General features: G+C 67.5%; 23 protein-coding genes. 11 read left to right on the top strand and 12 right to left on the bottom strand.

The genetic code is table 11. The features are described 5' to 3' along the window. The coding region (locus RKE40_RS17990; protein WP_316019610.1) for a D-alanyl-D-alanine carboxypeptidase family protein at positions 1–941 on the bottom strand (941 nt) is incomplete at its 3' end. Between the two features lie 327 nt (positions 942–1,268). Between RKE40_RS17990 and RKE40_RS17995 the strand changes: the two genes are divergently transcribed. From RKE40_RS17995 to rpiB, 8 genes are all read left to right on the top strand, one after another. Next, positions 1,269–1,613, top strand: a complete 345-nt coding sequence (locus tag RKE40_RS17995) for a phasin family protein (protein WP_066470002.1) — start codon at positions 1,269–1,271, stop codon at positions 1,611–1,613. Positions 1,614–1,814: 201 nt separating this feature from the next. Continuing rightward, positions 1,815–2,900 (top strand): aromatic ring-hydroxylating dioxygenase subunit alpha, encoded by a 1,086-nt coding sequence (locus RKE40_RS18000; RefSeq protein ID WP_316019611.1) that lies wholly within the window; start codon positions 1,815–1,817, stop codon positions 2,898–2,900. A 262-nt stretch (positions 2,901–3,162) separates the two neighbouring features. After that, a complete protein-coding gene (gene clpS, locus RKE40_RS18005; protein ID WP_066470246.1) occupies positions 3,163–3,549 on the top strand; it encodes an ATP-dependent Clp protease adapter ClpS in 387 nt (128 codons plus the stop codon). Positions 3,550–3,595: 46 nt separating this feature from the next. Then, positions 3,596–6,121: an ATP-dependent Clp protease ATP-binding subunit ClpA gene (gene clpA, locus RKE40_RS18010; protein WP_316019612.1), complete on the top strand. Its 2,526-nt coding sequence runs from the start codon at positions 3,596–3,598 to the stop codon at positions 6,119–6,121. Between the two features lie 4 nt (positions 6,122–6,125). Continuing rightward, the gene (locus RKE40_RS18015; RefSeq protein WP_316019613.1) at positions 6,126–6,404 is read left to right on the top strand and encodes a hypothetical protein; all 279 of its coding nucleotides are present in this window, start codon (positions 6,126–6,128) and stop codon (positions 6,402–6,404) included. A 208-nt stretch (positions 6,405–6,612) separates the two neighbouring features. After that, a complete protein-coding gene (locus RKE40_RS18020; protein ID WP_316019614.1) occupies positions 6,613–7,347 on the top strand; it encodes an AzlC family ABC transporter permease in 735 nt (244 codons plus the stop codon). Continuing rightward, positions 7,344–7,700: an AzlD domain-containing protein gene (locus RKE40_RS18025; protein ID WP_316019615.1), complete on the top strand. Its 357-nt coding sequence runs from the start codon at positions 7,344–7,346 to the stop codon at positions 7,698–7,700. The genes RKE40_RS18020 and RKE40_RS18025 overlap by 4 nt, the downstream gene beginning before the upstream one ends. 112 nt (positions 7,701–7,812) lie before the next feature. Then, complete coding sequence (gene rpiB / locus RKE40_RS18030; RefSeq protein ID WP_316019616.1) at positions 7,813–8,262, top strand: ribose 5-phosphate isomerase B; 450 nt, start codon at positions 7,813–7,815, stop codon at positions 8,260–8,262. A 49-nt stretch (positions 8,263–8,311) separates the two neighbouring features. On the opposite strand, the gene RKE40_RS18035 is transcribed toward rpiB, so the two are convergent. From RKE40_RS18035 to RKE40_RS18075, 9 genes are all read right to left on the bottom strand, one after another. Beyond that, positions 8,312–9,202: a sigma-70 family RNA polymerase sigma factor gene (locus tag RKE40_RS18035; protein ID WP_316019617.1), complete on the bottom strand. Its 891-nt coding sequence runs from the start codon at positions 9,200–9,202 to the stop codon at positions 8,312–8,314. 14 nt (positions 9,203–9,216) lie between these two features. Next, on the bottom strand, positions 9,217–9,687 hold the full coding sequence (locus RKE40_RS18040) for a carboxymuconolactone decarboxylase family protein (RefSeq protein ID WP_316019618.1): 471 nt from the start codon (positions 9,685–9,687) through the stop codon (positions 9,217–9,219). A 72-nt stretch (positions 9,688–9,759) separates the two neighbouring features. Next, complete coding sequence (locus RKE40_RS18045; RefSeq protein ID WP_316019619.1) at positions 9,760–10,227, bottom strand: carboxymuconolactone decarboxylase family protein; 468 nt, start codon at positions 10,225–10,227, stop codon at positions 9,760–9,762. Positions 10,228–10,308: 81 nt separating this feature from the next. Then, a complete protein-coding gene (locus tag RKE40_RS18050; RefSeq protein WP_316019620.1) occupies positions 10,309–10,737 on the bottom strand; it encodes an HIT family protein in 429 nt (142 codons plus the stop codon). 54 nt (positions 10,738–10,791) lie between these two features. Next, on the bottom strand, positions 10,792–11,547 hold the full coding sequence (locus RKE40_RS18055; RefSeq protein WP_316019621.1) for a 2'-5' RNA ligase family protein: 756 nt from the start codon (positions 11,545–11,547) through the stop codon (positions 10,792–10,794). Then, entirely contained in the window at positions 11,537–12,778 is a 1,242-nt protein-coding gene (locus tag RKE40_RS18060; protein WP_316019622.1) for a GNAT family N-acetyltransferase, read from the bottom strand. Before RKE40_RS18060 ends, RKE40_RS18055 begins: the two co-directional genes overlap by 11 nt. Continuing rightward, positions 12,775–13,527: a glycerophosphodiester phosphodiesterase family protein gene (locus tag RKE40_RS18065; RefSeq protein WP_316019623.1), complete on the bottom strand. Its 753-nt coding sequence runs from the start codon at positions 13,525–13,527 to the stop codon at positions 12,775–12,777. Before RKE40_RS18065 ends, RKE40_RS18060 begins: the two co-directional genes overlap by 4 nt. Continuing rightward, on the bottom strand, positions 13,527–14,000 hold the full coding sequence (locus tag RKE40_RS18070; protein WP_316019624.1) for a RidA family protein: 474 nt from the start codon (positions 13,998–14,000) through the stop codon (positions 13,527–13,529). The genes RKE40_RS18065 and RKE40_RS18070 overlap by 1 nt, the downstream gene beginning before the upstream one ends. Positions 14,001–14,108: 108 nt before the next feature. Next, the gene (locus RKE40_RS18075) at positions 14,109–14,921 is read right to left on the bottom strand and encodes an SDR family NAD(P)-dependent oxidoreductase (RefSeq protein ID WP_316019625.1); all 813 of its coding nucleotides are present in this window, start codon (positions 14,919–14,921) and stop codon (positions 14,109–14,111) included. Positions 14,922–15,041: 120 nt separating this feature from the next. Between RKE40_RS18075 and RKE40_RS18080 the strand changes: the two genes are divergently transcribed. Beyond that, a complete protein-coding gene (locus RKE40_RS18080; RefSeq protein WP_316019626.1) occupies positions 15,042–15,623 on the top strand; it encodes a TetR/AcrR family transcriptional regulator in 582 nt (193 codons plus the stop codon). A 105-nt stretch (positions 15,624–15,728) separates the two neighbouring features. Further along, a complete protein-coding gene (locus RKE40_RS18085; RefSeq protein ID WP_316019627.1) occupies positions 15,729–16,550 on the top strand; it encodes a cell envelope integrity EipB family protein in 822 nt (273 codons plus the stop codon). Here RKE40_RS18085 and RKE40_RS18090 read toward each other — a convergent pair. Beyond that, a complete protein-coding gene (locus tag RKE40_RS18090; RefSeq protein WP_316019628.1) occupies positions 16,507–17,280 on the bottom strand; it encodes a DinB/UmuC family translesion DNA polymerase in 774 nt (257 codons plus the stop codon). The genes RKE40_RS18085 and RKE40_RS18090 overlap by 44 nt on opposite strands. Positions 17,281–18,210: 930 nt before the next feature. On the opposite strand from RKE40_RS18090, the gene xth reads away from it, so the two are divergent. Then, positions 18,211–18,978 carry an exodeoxyribonuclease III gene (gene xth / locus RKE40_RS18095; RefSeq protein ID WP_316019662.1) on the top strand — a complete coding sequence of 256 codons (768 nt, stop codon included), beginning with the start codon at positions 18,211–18,213 and terminating at the stop codon, positions 18,976–18,978. Positions 18,979–19,081: 103 nt separating this feature from the next. Here the strand turns inward: xth and RKE40_RS18100 are convergent, their stop codons facing one another. After that, positions 19,082–19,975, bottom strand: coding sequence for a hypothetical protein (locus tag RKE40_RS18100; protein WP_316019629.1), 894 nt, complete (start codon positions 19,973–19,975; stop codon positions 19,082–19,084). Positions 19,976–19,982: the final 7 nt, after the last annotated feature.

The following is a 19,982-nucleotide window of genomic DNA, read 5'->3' on the forward strand; positions in this document are numbered from 1 at the left end:
ATGCGGGCGCGCTCCGGCTGCGGCTCGGGAGCCTCGGCGACCATCGGGGCGCTGCGGCCGCCGCTGGTGGCGCGGGGCAGGGCGGCGACCACGAGGTCGGCCATGACCTTGTCGCGGGAAGCGCCGGAACGACCGCCGAGCACGACGGAGACGACGTGACGGCCATCGGCCTTGGCCGAGGTCATCAGGTTGAAGCCGGAGGCGCGGGTATAGCCGGTCTTGATGCCGTCGACGCCCTCGATGCGGCCGAGCAGCTTGTTGTGGTTGCGATAGGCGCCGCCGGCATAGTTGAACACGCGCGTGCCGAACATCGGATAGTAGCGCGGGAAGCGATCCTGGATGGCGCGGGCGAGAATGGTCAGGTCGCGCGCCGTCGTCAGGTTCGGCGGATCATGCGGCAGGCCATGGGCGTTGTAGAAGGTGGTGCGGCTCATGCCGAGCGAGCGCGCTCTGGCGGTCATCATCCGCGCGAACTCGTCCTCGGAGCCACCGACGTTCTCGGCGACGGTGGTCGCGACGTCATTGGCCGATTTGGTGATCAGGGCGAGGATCGCGTCCCGGACGGCGATCGTCTCGCCCGGCTCGAAGCCGATCTTCGACGGCGCCTCGCGGGCGGCGTTGGCCGACACCCGGAGCGGAGAGTCCATGCCCAGCCGGCCGCGCTCGAGCTGCTCGAACAGCAGATAAAGCGTCATCACCTTGGTGATCGAGGCGGGGATGCGCGGCGCATCCTCGTTGACCGCGTGCAGCGTGCGGCCGCTCTTGGCGTCGACGACCATCGCGGCATAGGGCGGGGCATAGCCGCCACTGACTTGGCGCCGCTTCTTGCGGGCCGCCTCAGCGGGGGAGGCCGTCGCGACCAGGGTCACGGCAGCGACACTCACCAGCCCGATGAACGCGAACCAGCGTCCGCGCCCGGTACCAACGCAACCAGAAGCCATGCAACTCGCCTCAACTCGACACTTGCCGCCCAACCTGCGCCCGATCTTCGGCGTGGCTGGAAGGACACACTGAGAGAGGTTAGAGCGATGCGGTTACGGAGGTGTTAAGCCTGACGATAACCGCTCTGTATCGCTGCGAACCATTCCCTCGACAGGCCGGACGGCTTTGCATTTGATGCATTGCAACGTGTCCTTGACTTTTATGTTGCGCTGCACAATATAGAGGCGGTCCCCGGTGATGAGCGTTTCATCCGACCTTGGGGCGAGGAACCTGGGCCGCAAGGCTCGCCAGCAAGAGGCGGCGCCCCCCGAGGCGCTGTGGGAAAAATGATCCAGCAGTTCGAGACCATCCAGAAGGCCTCCAAAGAGAACGTCGACGCTGCCCTGAAGTCGTTCGGCGCCACCTCGAAGGGCGTCCAGACGCTCGCCGTCGAGGCCACCGACTATGCCAAGAAGTCGTTCGAGGCCGGCACGGCCACGATCGAGAAGCTTGCCGGCGTCAAGACGCTCGACAAGGCCATCGAGATCCAGAGCGACTACGTCAAGACCGCTTTCGAGGGCTATGTCGCCCAGGTCACCAAGATGGGCGAGCTCTTCTCGGCCATCGCCAAGGACGCCTACAAGCCGTTCGAAGGCATCGTCGCCAAGTCGGTCCCGACCCCGGCCAAGTGATTTAGCAAGCGGTCGGTGCTGGCACTGACCGCAGCCTGATCCGACGAATTTGAGAAGCCCGGCCTCCTGGCCGGGCTTCTTTGCGTTCTGGCTGCCCCATGCGGGCCGGAAGCCGTTGTTCTGCAATGTTCCTGCAACTGGCGAGCGGCTGGTTGCGGTCCGCGCGGCGCTCAGCAAGCCGCGGCCGGAGCTTGAGCCGCAATGACCAGTTCGACGACGATAGCCGGCACGGCCAGTGCGGCGGAAGCGCCCGCCGCCAGCGAGTTCCGCGAGCCGCCGCGCGAGGCCTGGTACTGCGTCAAGAGCACCGGCAGCCTCGCGCCGGGCGCGATGACGAGCATCACCGTCCTCGGCGAGCAGATCGTGCTCGGCCGCATGAAGACGGGCCGCCTCTTCGCGCTGCGCGACCGTTGCCCGCATCGCGGTGCGCCGCTCTCGGAAGGCGGGTTCGACGGAGACGCCATCACCTGTCCCTTCCATGGCTGGCGCTTCGGTGGCGATGGCCGCTGCCAGGCGATGCCGACCCTGGTCGACGGCGATGTCGCGGACCCTGGCCAGGTCAAGGTCGGAGCGTTTCCGGTCCGCGAGAGCGACGGCATCATCTGGCTCTACATGGGCGCGGAGGTGGCCGCTGCGCCGCCCGTGCCGGCCCTGACCCTGGCGGGGGCGACGCGCTGCCGGGCAGCGGTCTCCGTCCTGGTCGAAGCCTCCTACGATCTGTGCGTGCTCAGCCTGATCGACCCCGGTCATGTCGGCTATGTCCATAACTCATGGTGGTGGCGGCCGACCGCGACGGCGCGGGAGAAGGTCAAGGATTTCGAGCCGCTGCCCTTCGGCTTCCGCATGACGGCGCATCAGGCCTCGACGAACTCGCGCGGCTATCGCCTGCTCGGCCGGCCGCAGACCGAGGTCGATTTCCTGCTGCCCGGCCAGCGGATCGAGCGCATCCGCATCGGCGAGCGTTCGATCATCAACGCCACCTTCGCGACGCCGATCGATGCGCGCCGGACGCTGTTCACCAATGTGCTGCTGTCGGACCTGCCGCAGCTCATGCCGCTTTCGCCGTTGATCAGATGGGTGGGGCGGGCCTTCCTGCGGCAGGACCAGCGGATTCTGGAGCTCGCCCAGCAGGGGCTCGAGCGGAAGCCAACCATGTTGCTGCTCGGGCAGGCCGACCGGCTGGCGCAATGGTATTTCCGCCTGAAGCGGGACTATGCCGCCGCCCGCCACGAGGGAAAGGCCTTCAGCAACACGCTGGTTCCCGAAAGGCTGCGCTGGCGAACCTGAGTGGTCGCCGCCAGCGCGCGCCTCCGGCATCCGGGCGATGTCTTCAAACCCGACCGGCTCGTTGCGGCGAGCCTGGCCGGGCTTTTCATGTTCCCTGCCTTGGAAACGGCACTTCGTTGTGGCCCGTGGCGGGAACGGGCTGGCGAAGCCGGCGCGACGCCTGTAAATTCACGGACGACGCACTATCTTGGGGTCTAGCGCCGGAAGAGAACCCTTGAGCCAAACAGCCACCATGCCGATCGAAACCGATATCCTGGCCGGTATGATGCCGGCGGAACGCCTCGGCCGGTCTGCGACTCGGCTGGCCAGCAGGCCGCGCCCGCCTTCGGCGCCGGTCGATGGCGGTCGGGACGGCAGCGGCACCGGCGCCGCGGTGCTGACCCGGACCCGGACCCGCAAGCCCAATCTCTACCGCGTCCTCATTCTCAACGACGACTACACGCCCATGGAGTTCGTGGTGCATGTGCTCGAGCGGTTCTTCAACAAGGACCGGGAGGAGGCGACGCGGATCATGATGCATGTCCATCAGAACGGTGTCGGCGAATGCGGCGTCTTCACCTACGAGGTCGCCGAGACCAAGGTGACGCTGGTGATGGACCTCGCCCGCAAGCACATGCATCCGCTGCAATGCGTGATGGAGAAGAAGTAATCTTGAACGCCACCATGTCCCGAGAACTGGATCAGGAGCGCTGACCGTGCCGAGCTTCTCGCGCAGCCTCGAACAGGCGCTTCACCGGGCCCTCGCGCTCGCCAATGAACGCCATCACGAATACGCCACCCTGGAGCATCTGCTCCTGGCGCTGGTCGACGACCAGGACGCCGCTGCGGTGATGCGGGCGTGCAGCGTCGACCTCGACACGCTGCGCCGCAATCTCGTCGATTACATCGACGCGGAGCTGACCAATCTCGTCACCGACGGACGCGACGATTCCAAGCCGACCGCCGGCTTCCAGCGCGTGATCCAGCGCGCGGTGATCCATGTCCAGTCCTCGGGCCGCGAGGAGGTCACCGGCGCCAATGTGCTCGTCGCGATGTTCGCCGAGCGCGAGAGCCACGCCGCCTATTTCCTGCAGGAGCAGGACATGACCCGTTACGACGCGGTCAACTACATCAGCCATGGCATCGCCAAGCGCCCAGGCGCCAGCGAGACGCGCGCCGTGCGCGGCACCGACGAGGAGCCGGAGCAGCAGCGCGAGCAGCGCTCCGATTCCGGCAATGACGGCGACAAGGACAAGAAGAAGAAGGAAAGCGCGCTCGAGGCCTATTGCGTCAACCTCAACCGCAAGGCGCGCGACGGGCGCATCGACCCGCTGATCGGCCGCGAGGCCGAGGTCCAGCGCACCATCCAGATCCTCTGCCGCCGGCAGAAGAACAACCCGCTGCTGGTCGGCGAGCCCGGCGTCGGCAAGACCGCGATCGCCGAGGGTCTGGCGCTGAAGATCATCCGCGGCGAGGTGCCCGAGGTGCTCGAGGACGCGACCGTGTTCTCGCTCGACATGGGCACGCTGCTCGCCGGCACGCGCTATCGCGGCGATTTCGAAGAACGCCTCAAGCAGGTGATGAAGGAGATCGAGCAGCACCCGAAGGCGATCATGTTCATCGACGAGATCCATACGGTGATCGGCGCCGGTGCGACTTCGGGCGGGGCGATGGACGCCTCGAACCTGCTGAAGCCGGCGCTCGCCTCGGGCTCGCTGCGCTGCATCGGCTCGACCACCTACAAGGAATACCGCCAGTATTTCGAGAAGGACCGGGCGCTCGTCCGGCGCTTCCAGAAGATCGACGTCAACGAGCCGTCGATCCCGGATACGATCGAGATCCTGAAGGGGCTGAAGCCCTATTTCGAGGAGTTCCACAAGCTGCGCTACACCAACGACGCCATCAAGGCGGCGGTGGAGCTCTCGGCGCGCTACATCCACGACCGCAAGCTGCCGGACAAGGCGATCGACGTGATCGACGAGACCGGCGCCTCGCAGATGCTGGTGACCGAGGCCAAGCGCAAGAAGACGATCGGCGTCAAGGAGATCGAGGCGGCGGTCGCGACGATGGCGCGCATCCCGGCCAAGACCGTCTCCAAGGACGATGCCGAGGTGCTGCGCAACCTCGAGACCACGCTGAAGCGCACCGTCTACGGCCAGGAGAAGGCGATCGAGGCGCTGTCTTCCTCGATCAAGCTCGCCCGCGCGGGCCTGCGCGACGGCGAGAAGCCGATCGGCTGCTATCTCTTCGCGGGCCCGACCGGCGTCGGCAAGACCGAGGTCGCGCGCCAGCTCGCCTCCTCGCTCGGCGTCGAGCTCGTGCGCTTCGACATGTCGGAATACATGGAGCGGCACACCGTCTCGCGGCTGATCGGCGCGCCGCCGGGCTATGTCGGCTTCGACCAGGGCGGGCTCCTGACCGACCAGATCGACCAGCACCCGCATTGCGTGCTGCTGCTCGACGAGATCGAGAAGGCCCATCCGGACCTGTTCAACATCCTCCTGCAGGTGATGGACCACGGCAAGCTGACCGACAATAACGGCAAGCAGGTCGATTTCAGGAACGTCATCCTGATCATGACGACCAATGCCGGCGCGGCCGACCTCGCCAAGAGCGCCTATGGCTTCACCCGCTCGAAGCGCGAGGGCGACGACCAGGAGGCGATCAACAAGCTGTTCGCGCCGGAATTCCGCAACCGGCTCGACGCGACGATCTCCTTCGGCCATCTGCCGAAGACGGTGGTGGCGCGGGTCGTCGACAAGTTCGTGCTGCAGCTCGAGGCGCAGCTCGCCGACCGCAACGTCACGATCGAGCTCTCGGACGAGGCGCGCGACTGGCTGGTCGAGAACGGCTATGACGAGGCGATGGGTGCCCGCCCGATGGCGCGGCTGATCCAGCAGACGATCAAGACGCCGCTCGCCGACGAGGTGCTGTTCGGCCGTCTGAAGAATGGCGGCGCGGTCAAGGTCGTGGTCGTCCAGTCCGAGACCGGCATCAAGGTGCTCGGCCTCGAATTCCCCGACGGGCCGGCCAAGCCCAAGCCGGAGAAGGACGTCGCCGCAGCAGCCGAGAAGCGCACGCGCAAGCCGCGCGCCAAGGGGGCCGGAAAGAGCACGGGCAAGGCCAAGGCCGGTCCTGCCGGCAGCCTGAAGCGCGGCCCGAAGCCGGATGCGCCGGTCTCGCCGCCGAAAGCGACGGGCAGCGTCCGCACCGTCCCGAAAGTTCCGTTGACGAAGGCCTGAGACCGTGTGGTTCCGACGCAAATCCGAGAGCGCCTGGGCGCAGGACAGTGAAGCCACGGCGGCGGCCGCGGCAGCGCCCGCGGCCAAGGAGAAGCTCGGCTGGTTCGAGAAGCGCGCCCGCCGGCGCCGGCGCCGCATCGTCTTCGAGGAGGTGCTGGGCTGGATCCTGGTGCCGGCCTTCCTCTATCTGATGTGGCTCGCCTACCAGGCCGTAGGCGGCGTGCCGAAGGAGATCGTCGACTTCGGGAACGAGCTGCTCGGCCTGGCGCTGAAGAGCTTCTGACGACGCCTCGTTTGCGCCGGGCGCAGGTCTGAAGCGCGGCGAGGGCTCTGCCCCGCGGCGATGGGAATGCGCATTAAGCGTTGTCGGCTAACCCGCCCGGCCTGCGCATTCGCGATCCCAGAGCGTTCATGAGTCAGCTTCCCTCCGAGCCGTCGCTCCCGACACGCCTTCCGTGTCGCGGCCGGTTCGACGCCGGCCTGGTGCCGGCGTGAGTTCGGCTGGCCGCTGGCAGCGGCTGCGCCCGGCGCTGATCGGCTTTCGCGATGCGCTGATGCTGCCGGCCTGGGTCGTCGGCCTCGGCCTGGTCGGTGTCGGCTCGCTGGCGCGGGATATCGGCTACCCCGTCGAGGTCGCGGTGCTGTCGACGGTGCTGGTCTGGGCCGGGCCGTCGCAGGTGCTGTTCTTCGCCTCGATCGCGGCCGGCGCCGCCTGGAGTGCGATTGCGCTCGCGATCGGCTTCGCCTCCCTGCGCTTCCTGCCGATGACGATCGCGCTCCTGCCGCTGCTGCGCCGGCCCGGGCAGGGCGTCGGCATCCAGATCCTGATGTCGCACTATGTCGCCGTCACGGCCTGGACCGAGGCGCTGCGCCGCCTGCCGGCACTGCCGCCGGAGCAGCGGCCGACCTATTTCCTCGGTTTCGCCAATGCGCTGATCCTGGTCTCGGCGCTCTGCACCTATGCCGGCTACTATCTCGCCGGGGCGGTGCCGGTACCGGTCGCGGCCGGGCTTCTCGCCCTGTCGCCGATCTTCTTCATGACCTCGCTGACGGTCGGGGCGCGCGGCTTCGGCGACGGGCTCGCCATCTTTCTCGGCCTCGCGCTTTCGCCGGTCGCGAGCTGGGCGATCGGCGGCGGCTTCGATCTGCTCGCAGGCGGACTCGTCGGCGGGACGATCGCCTTCGTGGCGCAGCGCTGGCGCCGTCGCGCAAGGGCGGGCGCATGACCGCGCCGATCGCGTTTCTCGACGGTCCCTGGTGGCCTTATCTCGCCCTGCTGCTCTTCGCGGTGATCCCGACCGAGATGTGGCGATGGCTCGCCGTCGCCTTCGCCCGTCGCCTCGACGACGGCTCGCCCTGGCTCGAATGGGTGCGGCTGGTCGCGACGGCGCTGCTCGCGGGCGTCGTCGCCAAGCTGATGCTGACGCCGCCCGGCGTGCTGGCCGAGGTGCCGCTCTTCGTCCGCCTCGCTGCAATCGCGGTTCCGGTCGCGACCGTGCTCCTGACAAACCGCCGGGTGATGCTGGCGGTGGTCGCGGCCGAGGCGGTGCTGATCGGCGGGGCCTGGTGGCTGATATAGTGCGGCTTCGCCACCGGCTGCTTCGGACGCGGACCGGCGATCCGTCGTCGTGCAGGATCACCGGTTTCATCGACGAAGCCGCATTGCCCTCGGGAAACGGGACATACTCTCCATGACGGCCAGCAACCGCATCGTGCTTTCAAGCGACCATGCCGCCATCCAGCTCCGGCAGGCCATTGCCGCCCATGTCGCGGCGCAGGGCTGGGTGGTGGTCGACATCGGACCGGCGACACCGGAAAGCACGCCCTATCCCAAGCATGGCGAGGCGGCGGCGCGGCTCGTCGCTTCCGGCGATTGCCGGTTCGGCATCATCTTCTGCGGCACCGGCCAGGGCATCATGATGGCGGCGAACAAGGTGAAGGGCATCCGCTGCGGCGTCTGCGCCGACACCTTCTCGGCCCGGATGATCCGCCAGCATAACGACGCCAACATGCTGTCACTCGGCGCCCGCGTGGTCGGCGAGGGGCTGGCGCTCGACATCGTCGACGCCTTCCTGACCGCCGAGTTCGAGGGCGGCCGGCATGCCACGCGGGTCGAGATGATCGAGGCACTGGAAGGCTAGCGCTCTCGTCGTGCCGGAACCGTCGGCTTTGCCGCGGTTCCGGGCGACCTCATGCGTCCGACAGGCTCAGATGCCTGAGTTTGTCGGGGTTGCGCACGATGTAGATCGCGTGGACGCGCCCGTCGCGGATGTCGAGCGCGGTCGCCTGCAGGGTCTCGCCGCGTTCGAGGCTGAGATAGCCGGGGAGGCCGTTGATCATCACCGGCCGGAAGAGCGTGGTCAGCTTGTCGCGGTGGGCGAGCTTGGCGTTGATGCCGGCGAAGAAGCGCGAGACGCGGTCGATGCCGTAGAGCGGGTTGATCACCGCCAGGACCTTGCCGCCGCCATCGCTGTGGAAGGCGACATCCTGCGCCAGCAAGGCCTGGAGATCGCTCGGGTCGGCCTTGTGGGCCGCCTTGAAGAAGGCATCGACGAAGCGCTTCGCCTCAGCCGGGTCGACCTTGTTGCGCGGCGGCATGTCGATGCGGACATGCTCGCGCGCCCGCTTCCCGAGCTGGCGGCAGGCGCTTTCGCTGCGATCGATGGTGCGGGCGATCTCGGCGAAATCCATCTCGAAGACGTCGTGCAGCAGGAAGGCGGCGCGCTCCAGGGGCGAAAGCCGCTCCAGCGCCAGCATCAGCGCGATCGGCGCATCGAGCCCGGCATCGGCCGGCGCCTCGCCGCCGAGCGCTTCGACCAGCGGCTCCGGCAGCCAGGAGCCGACATAGAACTCGCGGCGGCTGCGGGCCGATTTCATCTGGTCGAGGCAGAGCCGCGTCACGATGCGCGCCAGGAAGGCGCGCGGCTGCGCGATCTCCGCCTGATCGGTCTCGCGCCAGCGCAGCCAGGCTTCCTGGACGACGTCCTCGGCATCGCTGACCGAGCCGAGCATGCGATAGGCGAGGCGGGTCAGGAAGCGGCGATGGCTGTCGAACGGGTCAGCGGCAGGCGCTGAGGTCATCGCGAGCCCCGTCCTCAGGCGGCCGGCGCGGCCACGGCCGGCCGGTCGTTCGGATGGGCCGAGCGGAAGCCGATGGCGATGCGGTTCCAGGTGTTGATCGTGCCGATCAGGAGCGTGAGCTTCACCGTTTCCTCCGGGCTGAAATGGCGCACCACCTCCGCATAGGCCTCGTCCGGCGCATGGGTCTGCGCGACCAGCGTCAGCGCGTCGGTCCAGGCGAGGGCGGCGCGCTCGCGCGGGCTATAGAGCGCCGACTCGTGCCAGGCGTCGAGCAGGAAGAGTCGCGCCGGGCTCTCGCCCTCCTTGATCGCGTCGGCGGAGTGCATGTGCAGGCAATAAGCGCAGCCATTGATCTGCGAGGCCCGCATCTTCACCAGATGGATCAGGCTGTGTTCGAGCCCGCTCTCCTTGAGCGTGGCTTCGAGCGCGATCAGCGGCTTCATGGTGTCCGGCGCGGCGACGTAAGGGTTCAGGCGCTTGGTCATGGCGAAAACTCCGCAAGAGGAGGACGCCGGGCCGGAACGAGTCCGCGCCCGGCCAGCTGAGCAAGGAATCGATCAGGCCGCCGCGGTCTCGCGCCGGCGATCCTGCGGGTGGCGGGTGCGGAAGCCGGCATTGACCCGGTTCCAGACATTGATCATGCCGATGGCGACGGAGAGGTCGACGATCTCCTTCTCGCTGAAATGCTCGCGCAATTCGACGAAGGCCTCGTCGCTCGGGCTGCGCTCGGTGAGCCGGGTCAGCTCCTCGGTCCAGCGCAGGGCGGCGCGCTCGCGCGGGGTATAGAGTTCCGACTCTTCCCAGGCGCTGAGCAGCGCCATGCGGGCCTCGCTCTCGCCGGCCTTGCGGGCATCAGCCATGTGCATGTGCAGGCAATAGGCGCAGCGGTTGAGCTGCGAGGCGCGGATCTTCACCAGCTCCTGCAGGCTGTGTTCCAGCGTCGACTGGTTCACGTATTCCTGCAGGCCGCGCATGGCCGCGTAGGCGTCGGAGGCGGTCTGGAAGGCGTTGAGGCGTTGGGTCATCCCGGTCTCCATCATTGGCTGATGCAGACCAGGACGAGGCAGCGTGCGGGCGCGTGACATGCGCCGCGAAATTTTTTCGGGTCAGGCGTCCTTGAGTGCGGCGCGGAGCTTCTCGGCGGCCTCGGTCAGCTCTTCGGGCTTTGCCATCACACTCGCCGGCGGCTTCATCGCGATGCCGTCATGGCGCGGGATGACGTGGACGTGGAGATGGAAGACGACCTGGCCGCCGGCGCTCTCGTTGAACTGCTGCACCGTGATCCCGTCCGCCGCGAACGCCTTCATCCCGGCCCGGGCGATGCGCTGCGAGACCTGGGCGACATGGGCGAGATCGGCCGGCGCGACATCGAGCAGGTTGCGGGCCGGGTTCTTCGGGATGATCAGGGTGTGGCCCGGCGCACGCGGCATGATGTCGAGGAAGGCCAGCGCGTTGTCGTCCTCGTAGACGCGGTGGGCCGGGAGTTCGCCGCGCAGGATCTTGGCGAAGATGTTGTTCTGGTCGTAGGCGGTCATGGCGGTGTTCCTGTCTTGGGCTGGCGGAAGCTGGAGGCCGCCGCGGGAGAAAGGTCAAGCCGGGGATCCGCCGCCAAGCGGCAGCGTCTCGACGATCCGGCTGTCGAGCACGAGGTCGTCGCTCGCGCCCATCAGCCAGAGCGCATCGACTCGCAGGCGCAGCAGGGGCTTTTCCCACCAGCGCGCCAGCAGCGCGGCCAGCGCCTGCGTCTCGCTGGCGTCGAGATCGTCGACGAGATTGTAGTAGCCGACGAGGTAGAGGTCGCCGGGCGCGCGGCCGAAGACCTGCTGGATCTGCTGGAACGGGTTGAGGCCCGGCGCCTGCTGCGGATAGGCGCGCAGATAGAGCCGGCCGAGATTGACGTTGCCGGAGAAAAGGCCGCGCAGCTCGACCTCGAAGGGCGCGATGGCGGCCAGCCGGGCGCGGATCTCCGGAGCGATCGCGGGACGCTCGCCGCGGCCGAGCGAGCCGACGATGGTGGCGTGCAGCCGCTCGGCGCGCCTCGGCAGCAGGTCCCAGGCGATCTTGCCGGCGAAGGGGGCGGCGCGCAGCTCGGCCTCCAGCGCGCGCCAGGCTGGCGAAGCGTCCGGAGCGTCCCGCGACAGCGGCATCACCAGCGAGAATATCTCGGCATGACGGCCCATGTCGTAGCCGCGCCCGTCGAGCCGCGGGATCGCCCGCGGATGCTCGGGCGCCAGCAAAGGCAGATGGGCGAGGCGATAGCTCTCGTCGAGTGCCAGCGGCGTGGAGAAATCAGTCAGGCTGCGGCGGTAGCCGAGCGTGTCGTCGCTGCAGAACTCAGTCGGCAAGGTCGGCTCCGGATCTGAAGGGCAGTTCGGCTTCGAGCGCGAGCTTAGCGGCGGCGATCTCGCGGCGCTCGCCAGGCAGATAGGCGGCGACGGCGTGCGCCAGGCCAGGATCGGCGAGGAAATGGGCGGAGCGGGTAATCACCGGCCGGTAGCCGCGCGCCAGCTTGTGCTCGCCTTGTGCCCCGGCCTCGACCCGGGCGAGCCCGTGGGCGATCGCGTAGTCGATGGCCTGGTGGTAGCAGAGCTCGAAATGCAGGAAGGGGTGGTCCTCGATGCAGCCCCAGTTGCGGCCGTAGAGGGTGTTGCCGCCGCGGAAATTGATGGCGCCGGCGATGTTGCGCCCGGCCCGGCGCGCCAGCACCAGCACGACGCGCTCGCCCATAAGCTGGCCGATTTCGGAGAAGAAGCGGCGATTGAGATAGGGCCGGCCCCATTTGCGCGAGCCGGTATCCTCGTAGAAGGCGTGGAAATCGTCCCAGACGCTTTCGGTCAGGTCGGAGCCGGAGAGTACGGAAACCTCGATCCCCGCCGACAGCGCCTCGCGTCGCTCCCGTTTCAGGGCCTTGCGCTTGCGCGAGGCGAGGAGGCCGAGGAAGTCGTCATAGCTGGCAAAGCCGCGGTTCTGCCAATGGAACTGGATGTCGTGGCGTTCGAGATAGCCGGCCTCCAGCAGAGCCGCCATGTCCCGTTCCTGCGCGAAGGTGACATGCACGGAGGAGCCGTGGACCTGCTCCCGCAGAGCTTCGAGGCCGGCGATCAGGGCGTCGCGCGCCTCGTTCACCTGTGCGCCGGGCGCGATGAGCAGGCGCGGCCCGGTCGCCGGGGTGAAGGGGGCGGCGACCTGGATCTTCGGATAGTAGCGCCCGCCGGCGCGCATATAGGCCTCGGCCCAGCTATGGTCGAAGACGTATTCGCCCTGGCTGTGGCCCTTCACGAAAGAGGGCGCGGCGGCGATCAGCCGGCCCGCCTCGTCCTCGATCAGCAGATAGGCGGGCGACCAGCCGGTCCTGCCGCCGACGCAGCCGCTCTCTTCCAGGGCGCGCAGAAAAGCGTAGGAAATGAAAGGGTTGTCAGGGTCTTCCTGAGAAAATGAATCCGCTGCCTGAGACGTCGATTCAAGCGTTGCGGCTGCGCCTGGATTGGCGCAGCCATCCCAGTCCGCAGCCGGGACGCCTTTCAGCGAGGTCGTGACGCGGACTGTGAGGCCCCCGTGCGGACCGGTTTCGCTCAAGGGCGGAAGCCCTCGAAGACCATCTGGTCGGCATGCTCGGCGGCGCGGGCCCGGTCCTCTTGCGTACGCACGGTCCAGGTCATCAGCGGCAGGCCGAGCGCCTTGCGGCAGAGGAAGGGCGCGGCGGTCGGCAGATCTGCGACCTTCCAGGAGACGAAGTCCGGCTGGCTCTCCCCGAAATGCAGGAGGTTGGCGAGGGCGTGCTTCTGGGCCGCCGAGAGCGGGTCATAGTCGCGATAGGCGTCATAGGCGCTCATCGCGACGATGCCGCGGGCAAAGCCGGGAGCGAGCTCGCGCAGGGCCGCGACGACGACCGGATCGAAGGATTTCAGCACGATCGGCCGGTCCTTGTAGCCGGCGACGATCTCGGCGGTGCGTTTCGCCAGGCGCAGGTCGCCGTCGAAGCGGCTCTTGATCTCGATCACCAGCGGCGTCCTGCCGCCGATCGCAGCGAGGAAGCTGGTGAGCGTCGGGATCTTGTCGCCCGAGCCAGTCAGCCCGATGCCGGAAAGCTCGGCGGCTTTCCGGGCATCGACGCGGCCGGTTTCGCCGGTCAGGCGCTCCAGGGTGAAGTCGTGGAAGACCAGCGCCTCCTCGTCGGCGCTGAGCTGGACGTCGCATTCGATGGCGAAGCCGCCCGCGATGGCGGCCTGCGCCGCCGAGATCGAGTTCTCGATCACGCCGCCCGCCAGATCGTGCAGCCCGCGATGGGCAATCGGGCGGGCGGTCAGCCAGGGCTCGGCGCGCATCAGGCGATCTCGAACATGGCTTCGACCTCGACGGCAGCGTCGGCCGGCAGGTTGGCGACGCCGACGGTCGAGCGGGCATGGCGGCCGGCATCGCCGAGCACCTCGACCATCAGGTCGGAGGCGCCGTTCATGATGGCGGGCAGGGCGGCGAAGTGCGGGGCGGCATTGATGAAGCCGCCGAGGCGGACGCAGCGCCGGATCCGGCCGAGATCGCCGCCGAGCGCCGCCTTGGCCTGGGCCAGCACGTTGATGGCGCAGAGCCTGGCGGCCTCGAGCCCGGCCTCGTTGAAGATCTCGGCGCCGAGCTTGCCCTTGTGCGCGTCGGAGAGCTTGCCATCGAGCCCGAAGCAGAGCTGGCCGGAGATCACCAGCAGATTGCCGGTGACGACATAGGGCACGTAGTTGGCGACCGGGGCGGCCGGCGCCGGCAAGGTGATGCCGAGGGCGGCGAGCTTGGTGTCGATGGCGTTCATGATGAGAGGCTCCCGGCCTGCGCTGGACAGGAGCCTTTCATCGCCGATGGCAGGCAAGGTCGCAAGCGCGGCGCGGCTTGGCCGATGCGCCTGCCGGGCAGGGCCGGCTCAGGCGGCGTCGGGGCGCTGCGCCAGATAGCGTTCGGCCGGCGCGTTGCGCGAGAGATTGGGCCCGAGCGCGAGCCGGGCCGCCGTATAGCGCTCGAAGTCCGCGGGATCGGGCAGCGAGGGAATGCTGACGAGTTCGCCCTGATCGAAGCCGGCGAGTGCCGCATCGACCATGACGTCGACCTCCATCACCATCTCCGGCGGGAAGCCGTCGACGTCGACACCGGCGCGGGCCCAGATCTCGGTGCGGGTGGCGCCCGGCAGTACCGCCTGGACGCGGATGCCGGTTGCCTCGAGCTCCTTCTGCAGGGAGAGGCTGAGATTCAGCACATAGGCCTTGGTGCCGCTGTAGCTGCCATTGAACAGTTCCGGCGCGAGGGCCAGCACCGAGGCAATGTTGATGATGGCGCCGCGCTTGCGGGTCACGAAGTTGCGAGCCGCGGCGGCTGCGAGGCGGGTCGGAGCGATGACGTTGAGCTCGATCATGGCCTGGAAGCGGTCGATATCGCCTTCGACCAGCGTGCCGGAGACCGACATGCCGGCATTGTTGACCAGCACGGTCAGGCTTTCGTCCTCGCGCAGGCGCTGTTCGACCAAGGCGAGATCGGCCTTCGCCGTCAGGTCGGCCTTGAGCCATTCGACCTTCCTGCCGGTTTCACGGCGGAGGCGCTCGGCGAGGGCGCCGAGGCGTGCCGCGTCGCGGGCGACGAGGACGAGGTCATGGCCGCGACGGGCCAGGCGGTCGGCGTAGACGGCGCCGATTCCGGTCGAGGCGCCGGTGACGAGAGCGGTGCCGAGCTGCTGCGTAGCCATGTCCAACTCCTGGTCGGGTTCCGGGTTATTTACATGATGATCATCATGATTGAATTTAGATGACGGTCGTCATATAAATAGTCAAGGGGCTGATATGCCGATTTCCTTGGGAGCAGGCCGATGCGCGTGAGCCGCGAGCAGATGGCGGAGAACCGCGAGCGCATTCTCGAGACCGCCGCGACACTGTTTCGCGAGCGCGGCTTCGACGGGGTCGGCGTCGCCGATGTGATGAAGGCCGTCGGCCTGACCCATGGCGGCTTCTATGGGCACTTCTCCTCGAAGGACGATCTTGCCGCCCAGGCGCTCGGGCGCGCCTTCGGCAATGCCAACCAATGGCTGGAGGACGCCAAGGCCGCCGAGCCGGCGGCGCCGTTGCAGGGCATCGCCGACCGCTATCTCTCGCCGCTGCACCGCGACGACCCCGGCCATGGTTGCCCGGTGGCGGCGCTCGGCTCCGATATCGCGCGTCAGGGCGAGGCCTCGCGTCAGGCTGCGACGGAGGGCGCGCGCGCGGCCATCGCGAGCCTCTCAGCCATCATGCCCGGGGAGAGCGAGGAGGAGCGGCGGGCGGCCGCCCTTGCGAGCTACGCCACGCTGATCGGCGCGCTCGTCCTCTCCCGCATGGTCGAGGACAAGGCGCTCTCGGAGGAAATCCTCGCAGCGGCGAGGGCCGCGCTGGGAGCGAAGCCTGCTGAAACGTAGATGCGCGGCCGCAGGGCCCGCCTTGTTTGCGCCATTGCCGCAATGCACCTAGATTCGAAGGGGCCCGGGTTCGACCCGGCCAAGAGCACGAATCGAGGATCGGGCATGAAGACGTATCGCGGCGGGATCGCAGGCCTGGCGGTGATGGCGGCCACGGGGGCCTGGGCGCAGGCTCCGGCCGAGCGCGTCGTGCTGGTACCACACCGCGCGATCTACGATCTTGCCCTCGACAGCACCAAGCCTTCCCGCGACATCAGCACGGCGCGCGGCCGCATCGCCTTCGACTTCTCGGGGGACGCCTGCGACGGCTACGCGCTTTCCTTCCGGCAGGTCACCGAGCTGACCAGCGAGGTCGGCCCGCGCATCATCGATGCGCGGACCACCAGCTTCGAGGAGGGCGACGCCAAGAGCTATCGCTTCAAGACGGAAAGCTCGACGGCCGGCGCTCCGCCCGACGTGGTCGACGGCACCGCGAAGAAAGGCGATGCCGGCTATGAGGTGAGCCTGCGGGCGCCCAAGGCTGAGACGCATCGCGAAGCCGCGATGGCGATGTTCCCGAACGAGCAGATGAAGGCGGTGATCAAGGCGGCCCGGGCCGGCCAGACCACCTTCAATGTCCGCCTCTATGACGGCGCCAACAGCGGCAAGGACGTCTACGACACGCTGTCGGTGATCGGCCGCGAGATCGAGGCCAAGCCCGGCGAGGCGCCGCTGCAGCGCCCGGAATTCGAGAAGCTGGCGCGCTGGCCGGTGACGATCTCCTATTTCAAGGTCGGCTCGGGCGAGACGACGCCGGCCTATACCGTCGCCTTCGAGCTCTACGAGAACGGCGTCACCGGTGCGATCCGGCTCGACTATGGCGCCTTCGCGCTGCGCGGCACGCTCACGCGTCTGGATCTTCTGCCGGCGAGCGATTGCTCGAAGTAGTCTCGCTGGAAGCAGGTCTGCGCCGGTCGCGCAGCGACAGGCCCTTGCCGATCGCGGCATCGCCGAAGCGGGCGCGGACGGCGTCGAGCGCGCCTTCGACGGCTTTCAGGCGCGGCGTCTGCGTGTCGGCGAGGTCGCCGCGGTCGGCATCCGCCGGGTCGGAGAAGTCGCTCGCGCCGATGCCGATCAGCCGGTAGCGCAGGCCGGTGCATTCACGCTTCAAGAGGTCGCGGCCGGCTGCGAACAGCCGGGCGGCGAGCTGTGTCGGCTCGGGCAGCCGCGTGGCGCGCGTGACGATGTGGAAGTCGTGGGTCTTCAGCTTGAGCGTGATCGTGCGCCCCGCCAGTTCCTGCGCCTTCAGCCGCTTCGAAGTCTTCTCGCAGAGCCGCCAGAGAATCGGTTCCAGCTCTTCGAAGGCGGCGAGGTCGACGTCGAGCGTCGTCTCGGTCGAGACCGTCTTGGCCTCGTGCTCGACCGTGACCTGGCGCGGGTCGATGCCGCGGGCGAGATTGCGCAGGCGCGGCCCGTCCTTGCCGATGGTGCGGTAGAGCGTCTCGACCTCGGCGGCGGCAAGGTCGCCGATGCTGCGGAAGCCGGCCTGCGCCAGCCGCGCTACGCCCGCCTGACCGATGCCGGGGATCATCCCGACAGGCTTTGGCGCCAGGAAGGCGACGGCCTCCGCCCGGCCGATGATCGAAAAGCCGCGCGGCTTGTCGAGGTCGGAAGCCACCTTGGCGAGGAACTTTACAGCCCAATAGAGCTATGTAAATATAGCAGTCAAGATCCTGATGTCAAAGCATTTTTGGAAATCGGTGATATTTTTTCTGGAAACTATTTCGGGTTCGCCCCGATCTCCGCATTGGTAGGGGCTCGACGGTCAGGGCTGTGCATAGTCAGGCCCGGCGCGCCCCCAAATCGCGCTGTAGCCGGGCCTGACTGTGTGCAGGCCGGATTCAGGATTCTTCGATGCGATTTTCAACGAGATTTTGCGAGCACACCGGGATCAGGCGAACGCTGGATTCGAATTTTCCGCAATCGAGAGACAGCAATACGGTTACAAGGTGGTACCGACCGCGACGGCCCCCGGCGATCGACCGGGTCCAGCGGGAGAGCCCGGGAGCTGCTGCGCTCCGAGTAGCTGATCTCAGGTCAGAGCGGGACGGCGATCCTCTGTTTCCGGCGCTTTACCGATCCCGACGATCCCGCGAAACTCGTCGCTCGACAACCATGGCCTGGCCAACAACTCGTCGGTCGCCTTCCGCAGGGCCCCCTCTGCGCATCGACGATCGAGCAGGACCTGACCATCCGAAAGTACGGTCCGATCGCACGCGCCGCGTCCTTCGGTCCGCTCGACCTGCTCGCGCAACGACTGAAGGGCGGGCTCGGGCCGCAACGATGATACCTATCCGATAGCGCGTTGACGTTCGTTTTATGTTGCTATTCGGGCTTGTGAGGCGAGCAGGGCGGTGGGCGTCGCTCCACCCCTGGGCCGCCGAGCATCGATCCGACCGCGATTTCGCGCGTTGGATCCGTTGGGGATGAAAAGTGATGTGGATGTCGAACGTCGGGCGCTATCTATCGCAGGACGTCCCGAAGCATGCTTAGACCGATTCGAAACCCAGGCATGGCGACCGCGGCGACCGCAAGCGCTGAGCCTCGGTTGCGGATCGCGACCTTCAACGTCAACGGCGTCAACGGCCGACTCCCGGTGCTCCTGCGCTGGCTCGCCGAGACCGAGCCCGACGTAGTCTGCCTTCAGGAACTGAAGGCGCCACAGGGCGGCTTTCCGGAAGCCGCGATCAAAGCAGCCGGCTACGCCGCCGTCTGGCACGGCCAGAGGAGCTGGAACGGGGTCGCTATCCTTGCCCGCGGTGCAGAGCCGATCGAAACGCGACGCGGTCTTCCGGGAGACGATGACGACATCCAAAGCCGCTACATCGAAGCCGCCGTGAAGGGCATCCTGATCGGTTGCCTCTATCTGCCGAACGGCAATCCGGCGCCGGGGGCGAAGTTCGACTACAAGTTGCGCTGGTTTCAGCGCCTCGTTCGCCATGCCGACGCACTCCTGGCGCACGGGGTCCCGGTCGCACTGGTGGGCGATTTCAACGTCATCCCGACCGAGCTCGACGTCTACAAGCCCGAACGATGGTTGGGCGATGCCCTGTTCCGTCCCGAGGTACGGGATGCCTTCACCCGGCTCGTAAATCGAGGCTGGACTGATGCGGTGCGCGAACTGCATCCCGACGAGCGGATCTACACCTTCTGGGATTATCTCCGGAATGCCTGGGGGCGCAACGCCGGCCTTCGCCTTGACCACCTGCTGCTCAGCCCGAAGCTGGCCGGGCGGCTTAAATCCGCCGGCGTCGACGCCCATGTCCGCGGCTGGGAGAAGGCGAGCGACCACGCACCGGTCTGGATCGAGTTTTGAATCAGGCACGGCAGGAAAGGCACTGTTCCTCAGTGGTTTGACGAGAATTCGGGAACTCATGCGCTATGCGTGTTGTCGCTGCGGTCAAAGGCATTGGTATAGATCATGGCAAACGCGCGGCCCGCGTAGCGGACGCTCGTTCCAGCGACTTGGCTTTCCGACGGGCCGCGCGCAAATCCTCAAGTGTTGGCTGCCACCATCCCCTCGCTCGTTCCGTCGCCCCGGGCTCGCGTCGCGCCGGCCATGTCCGGATGAGTTCCTCGAGGGTCGGCGAGCGCCAGAAGACCCAGACCTTAACCTCCCCCATCTCAGCCTGAGCACCGGCCTCGACTGCGTCACCGATATCGACGACTTCCCCGTCACTGCCTGTGACCACGACGATGCCCCGAGCGGTCATCACCGGTCGTCCGGGGGGCGGGAGTTGCGAAGCCGGAACAGGCAACCGCTTGCGCCTTCTTTCCGCCTCACGTCGCCTGACCTGGGCGAACTCCGGGGACTGCTTCAGCTCCTCGCGGCGCCGTCTCCGTTCGCTCGGCTCCGCCCGCCGTGCTGCGATCTCGACAGACAGCCAGCACGATCTTAACGCCTCGAGCGACCGAAAAGGTATGCGCCACACCTTCCCCTCTCGATCCCAAGCCGCCCAAGGCACGCCACGAAGGTGATCGATGACGGTGCGGGAAAAGGGTGTCCTGACAAGGAGGTCACCGTTCGCTTCGAGATAGTCGCTCTTGATCGGATCAAAGGCAAAAGCATCCCGCCCACGCTCGTCAGCAAAAGCGAGAGGCTCGGTCAGCTCGCGTTGAAGCCAGACTGCGACCCGGCGCTCCGCGGTCGTCCCGGGAACGAACCAGGCGCCCGTCTCGTCGCTCCATCGCGCTGCCGGAAACCGGGCGCGGAAGCGTTCCACGAGCGTGGCATCATAGGGGAAGGCAACGATCGCTCCCGCCTCGTCATCGGCTGTTCGGATTTCAATCCGATCGGGCGGCTGAGCTGGCATTGTCGGA

It is taken from the genome of Allobosea rubneri, from assembly GCF_032464875.1.
Taxonomy (GTDB): Bacteria; Pseudomonadota; Alphaproteobacteria; order Rhizobiales; family Beijerinckiaceae; genus Allobosea; species Allobosea rubneri.